A 5,486-nucleotide genomic window follows, 5' to 3' on the forward strand; every position below is an offset into this window, starting at 1 on the left:
GGTGCGTGGAATATCCGGCATTTTGACCACTTTGCACATAAATGTGTTTGAATGACAGGAATTGGCTCGGGAAAAGTAATAAAATAATGTTCTTTCTCGTCATCATGCTCCGGATTATTTTGAAGCGTGCTGGTACACAACAAAAATCCCGCGAAGTAACAAATTCTTATCAAATTTTATGAAGATAATTTTGGCATAATATTAGCGTATATTAATCTCTGAAATTGATTTTTATTTATTTGGATGATTTAAATCATATTTGGTGTGAGATAAAATGCACCATAATTAAATTAAGATTAACATTTTTTTATCATTTGAGGATAGGTTAATTTGGTCTATAAATAACCCCCTTTATGAAGCCCGCCACTTCCTTGCTCGTATTTTTGTTCCTTGTGCTTTTTTTTTCAATTGCAAATGCTGGCTCAAAACCCCTGGCTAAAAGACCCGGGCGTAACCGGGAGGAGATCATCTATCATATATTTCAACGCAGTTTTTACGATAGTAATGGCGATATGCAGGGCGACCTGAACGGAATCTGCCTGAAACTGGACTACCTGCAGCGCCTGGGAGTGACGGCTATTTTGCTTACGCCGTTATACGAATCGGTATTTTATCATAATTATTTTGCATCGGATTTCAAAAAGATCGACCCGGCCTATGGAACAATGCACGATTATTTATTATTGATAAAAGAACTGCACCGCCGCAGGATGAAGTTTTATATGGACATGGAAACCCAGTACGTTACTGAAGACCATACCTGGTGGAAAGATGGCATAAATAATCTTAAATCGCCTTTTAGCGATTATATTTTATATGATGATATAGCCCACACTACACCCTCAGCCATTATATATAACCTGAAGGGCCTATTGGGATACGATAGTGTTTACCGCAAAATAACAACCGTGAATTTGTACAGCCCAAAAGTATTTGAATATAACTACCAGCTGTTTAAGTTTTGGGAGGACCCTAACGGTGATGGAAAATTTGATGATGGTGTGGATGGTTTCAGGCTTGACCATATGATGGACAACCTTGACAATAAACTTCCGGATTTGTTTGCCAGGTTTTGGCGTCCTTTATTAAGCAAACTCCGAATGGTTAACCCCAAATTGAAGATCATTGCTGAACAAGCCAATTGGGGATCAATCGGGCAGGATTATTTTGCAAATGGAGGAGTTGATAGGGTATTTGCCTTCCGGCTTGCCTTTGCCATTCGAACGTTTAAAAAAGACCAGATAGCTGCTGCTGCTGATTCAACTTTTATGCTTACACCAGCAAATAAACAACAGGTTGTATTTATTGAGAATCACGATACCCCACGATTTAGTTATGGCTTAAATGGAGAAATCGGGCATTTAAAGATCGGCGCTGCACTAAACCTGTTACTTGGAGGCGTCCCTTCCATTTATTACGGGCAGGAATTAGGGATGAGCGGTACCAATGCAGCATTGGGCTCCACAGATGCCAATGATATACCAAACCGCTCTGCTTTTGAATGGTATAAAAGCGACCATGGAAATGGAATCGCCTATTGGTATAAAGTTAAAGGCCCGTGGCGCAATACTTTTAACAACGATGTGCCGGATAAAGGCATTTCATTCGAAGAGCAACAAAACGACTCAAATTCCCTCTGGAATTTCTACCGCAAAATGATTGCTATCCGGAAGGCAAATCCAATCATTACAAAAGGTACTTACAAAACACTACAAAACGAAAATGCTAAGGTGTTCTCCTTTATGCGATACGAGGGAAATAAAAAAGTTGTTGTTGCTGTAAACCTTTCGGATAAACCGGAGACTGTATCCATAGGCGTGGAAGGCATAGGCAGTAAATGGAATGTGTTATATGGGGATAGCAAACCTGGCATGTTAAATAAGGATATTAACATAACAATGCCTGGGTATGGCATCGAGGTGGTGAGGATTGATTAATTTATGGATTTTTAGAGGAAGCGCCCTGCGTAAGGTGCTACATTTCTTACGCCACTCCAATTACTGCTTCATCTTCCAAACTTAGCATAAACTTTTTGCGGTAATTTAAGGGGCTGATATGCATTTTTTGTTTGAACATTTTGTAAAAATGTGATACATCTCCAAAGCCGCTTTCATAGGATATATCGGAGATAGGTTTATCAGTTTGTACCAGTTGCTGGATAGCATAATTGAGCCGGTACTCAATAATGGTTTCCATAAAGGTTTTTCGGGTGATTTTCTTGAAATATTTGCAGAACGCATTGGTGGTCATGTTGGCAATGCCTGCGGCAACATCAAGTGAAACCGGGTTCCTGAAGTTCTCAACGAGGTAAGCGTATACCGGGTTAATACGTTCCTGTTCGGCAGGCGTACGCTCCGCAACACTCTTGTTCTGATCGAGTAAAACATAATCATTGGAGATTGCCAGCTTTTGTAATATTTCCAATAACCCCATCAGCATCCTGAAGTTGTTCTTTTCTTTGCTCAACGCCTCCAGGTTTTTATCAACCACAACCTGCGTAACTGACTTAAAACAAATGCCGCACCCGCTTTTTTGAAACAACTTTTTGATAAGTTGCATCTCGTTCTTATCAAAAAAATCGTCGCCTAAAAATGCACCATCAAATTGTATAACTATGGCGCTGGCATTTGTTTGTGAATCTTCCTCCTTTTCAAGTTTCCAGCAATGCGGCAGGTTAGGGCCAAGCAGTACCAGGTCGCCTGCGGTAAAATCACTCATATGACTTCCCACATAACGTTTGCCAGTACCTTGTATAATATAGGTAAGTTCATATTCAGGGTGAAAATGATAAGGCGCTTCAAAGGCCGACCTGTCAAATTTTCTGTATAAAAATGACTGGCCGTTGGCAGGTTGTATGATCTCGAAAGAAGCCTTGATCATGGTTTATTTTAACAATTTGGATTTGTTATCGTAAATTTAAGGATAAAATAATCCATAATTACACCATTTTCCTCATTTTTTTTTTTTGAAAGTGTAACTTACTTTGAGTAAAACAAAAAGCAAAATGAATAAACAACTTGCCGGTTTGCCATTATTGGATGATTTTAAAGAATTACCTGGAGAAAACGTTCAGGAGTTTCGGGAAAAAGGCCATACTTTAGTTACGCAAGTTTTAAATAAAGAAGAGATTGCAGCTTACCGGCCAGTAATAGTTGATGCTACTGAAAAGTATAACACCGAAACGCGACCACTGCAGGATCGTGATACGTATGGGAAAGCTTTTTTGCAGATCATGAATTTATGGCGAAACGATAAAGAGGTGAAGCAATTTGTGCTTGCAAAACGAATGGCAAAAATTGCTGCCGATTTAATGGGAGTTGAGAATGTGAGGCTATACCATGACCAGGCTTTGTTTAAAGAAGCGGGTGGGGGCCCAACGCCATGGCACCAGGATCAATACTATTGGCCGATTGACACTAATAATACCATTACCATGTGGATGCCACTGGTTGATATTGATGTAGATATGGGCATGCTTACTTTCGCTTCAGGATCATATAAAAATGGTTCCATATTTAATTACGAGATTTCGGATGAGTCGGACGATGCATTTGACAATTACGTTAAAGAACATCATTTCGCCATCAGCAGGGCAAAAACCATGGATGCGGGTGATGCCACCTGGCACAGGGGATTTACGATACACCATGCCAACGGCAATAACTCAAACAAAATGCGCGAGGTGATGACCATTATTTATGTAGCCGATGGCGCAAGGATTACGCCTCATAAAAATAACTGGCAAAAAAACGACCATCAAAGATGGCTGATGGGCAAGCCCATAGGCGGATTGATAGATTCAGAATTGAACCCTTTATTGTTATAAAAGACAATGTTCCTGCTTCCTATTGCTCATAGTCGCCTTTCCGTTGCGGATCTTCCAGGTACAACGAGAGGAATATTTTCTGTTCTGTACGAACGGAATGTATTGCCGGCAATGTTTTAATATACCTGTTATCATAGTATATAAAATGCTCAAAACCCAAACTCAAATTCTTAACTATATGGACGGTGATCTTTGGTTTCAAAATGCCGATATGGTTGTTACTGGCAGGCCCATAAAATGCATGCAGTAAATAGTAGTAATATTCAACGGATGTAGTTACGTACGTTCCAAAATTAATTGTTGAAGCAAATTTAGCTTCGAATCCATTATTATAAGTGTAATCTCTTACCTGCGAAGTATCGGGGCCAAACCTGGTACTGTTGCCGGCCAAAGGAACTCCGGCCAGGTGGGCGGTGGTAAAAACTATAATATCATCGGTTATTGGTAATTTGGTTACTACCCCTCCGCCAAAGCCAATCGTTCCCAATTCGAAGGTCATATTATCCCAATAATCATAATATTGGAAAGCTCCATATAGCATAGAAAGTTTTCCTAAATGCGTATTGCCACCAAATAATACCCCGTACCCAAGCACATTATCCAAAATTTTTCTACCTGATCCGAAACTAAACTCAGTGCGGAAGGTAAAATAATCAAAAGGTTTACGTTTCCTGTCCTCTAATGGGTTGCCATAGTCAATTTGAAGACTGATGAGCGTGTTAGTGGGCCCATTGCCTAAAATTGTATTATTATCCACATTTATCTTATGGATACCCGCTGCCAACGTTATATTCAACGGTTCTTTTTGATATACATCAGTTGTAGTTCTTCTGAATGTTTTCCCCTCCAGCAACCTGTTAAACCCACGTACAGGGTCGATCAACCCACCCAAAACTTCACGAAAAACCCTTTCGCTACCGCGGGTGCGGTCGTCAAGAATGTTTGAACTCAAGCGGTAAAATACTTCACCAAGGAAAGCGCCGTTAGCCGTGGTATTGATAATGTCGTTATATGAGGGGCGTGTGTTTTCACCGAAATATTCCCACATCAGGCTTCCGGCCGCAACAAACGGAACGGATTGAAGATAATTATACCCCTGCGAACGCGCCTGGTTAAAATACATGGATCCCGTATAAGGATGTGCTACAAAATTTACGCCAAACCGGTCATCATCCCATTCCCAGCCCTGACGTAAATTATTTTTCCAGGTAGTGGGGCCGATATGTGAGAAACTTTCATTTAGCAAAAACCTATCCATCGACCATGTAAACAGGTTGACACCCATAACACCAGCCAAAGGTTTCCAAAAAGGATATTTTAGGTTGTATTTTGGATCGTCGTTTAACAGATCGCCATATTTATTACGGATGGTTGTATCAATAAAAGGCTTTTTTGCCGGTTGGTTACCGGTTGTATCCTTAATTGTCTTTTTTGCATCTTTTATTTGTTTCAGTTGGTCTTTAACGGGGCCATTCCCTGGTTTTATCGTGTCAACCGGTGTAACCTGTGCAAATAAATAGGTGGACGAAAAAAGTATAAATAAAAACAGCAAGGCTGTTTTTGGTTTTTTGATGATATACACTACGAGCGCGAAACTGATTACAGCGGCCGGGATTATGAAGTACAAGTTTGTCATAACATACGCTTAGTGCGTTTTAGA

At 40.3% G+C, this 5,486-nt stretch carries 4 protein-coding genes; 2 read left to right on the plus strand and 2 right to left on the minus strand.

What is annotated here, in order from left to right:
- The first annotated feature begins 353 nt into the window (after window positions 1–353).
- The gene (locus QZY09_RS19420) at window positions 354–1,937 is read left to right on the plus strand and encodes an alpha-amylase family glycosyl hydrolase (RefSeq protein ID WP_295675059.1); all 1,584 of its coding nucleotides are present in this window, start codon (window positions 354–356) and stop codon (window positions 1,935–1,937) included.
- 46 nt (window positions 1,938–1,983) lie between these two features.
- Here the strand turns inward: QZY09_RS19420 and QZY09_RS19425 are convergent, their stop codons facing one another.
- The gene (locus QZY09_RS19425) at window positions 1,984–2,880 is read right to left on the minus strand and encodes an AraC family transcriptional regulator (protein ID WP_295675062.1); all 897 of its coding nucleotides are present in this window, start codon (window positions 2,878–2,880) and stop codon (window positions 1,984–1,986) included.
- 124 nt (window positions 2,881–3,004) lie between these two features.
- On the opposite strand from QZY09_RS19425, the gene QZY09_RS19430 reads away from it, so the two are divergent.
- A complete protein-coding gene (locus tag QZY09_RS19430; RefSeq protein WP_295675065.1) occupies window positions 3,005–3,826 on the plus strand; it encodes a phytanoyl-CoA dioxygenase family protein in 822 nt (273 codons plus the stop codon).
- Window positions 3,827–3,845: 19 nt separating this feature from the next.
- Here QZY09_RS19430 and QZY09_RS19435 read toward each other — a convergent pair whose 3' ends face one another.
- Window positions 3,846–5,462, minus strand: a complete 1,617-nt coding sequence (locus QZY09_RS19435; protein WP_295675067.1) for a DUF3943 domain-containing protein — start codon at window positions 5,460–5,462, stop codon at window positions 3,846–3,848.
- Window positions 5,463–5,486 lie beyond the last annotated feature (24 nt).

It is taken from the genome of uncultured Mucilaginibacter sp. (genome assembly GCF_903913935.1).
Classification (GTDB): Bacteria; Bacteroidota; Bacteroidia; order Sphingobacteriales; family Sphingobacteriaceae; genus Mucilaginibacter.

Coding starts and splice junctions, on each gene's coding strand:
- QZY09_RS19420 (WP_295675059.1), top strand. CDS start 354: ATGAAGCCCGCCACTTCCTTGCTCGTATTTTTGTTCCTTGTGCTTTTT.
- QZY09_RS19425 (WP_295675062.1), bottom strand. CDS start 2,880: ATGATCAAGGCTTCTTTCGAGATCATACAACCTGCCAACGGCCAGTCA.
- QZY09_RS19430 (WP_295675065.1), top strand. CDS start 3,005: ATGAATAAACAACTTGCCGGTTTGCCATTATTGGATGATTTTAAAGAA.
- QZY09_RS19435 (WP_295675067.1), bottom strand. CDS start 5,462: ATGACAAACTTGTACTTCATAATCCCGGCCGCTGTAATCAGTTTCGCG.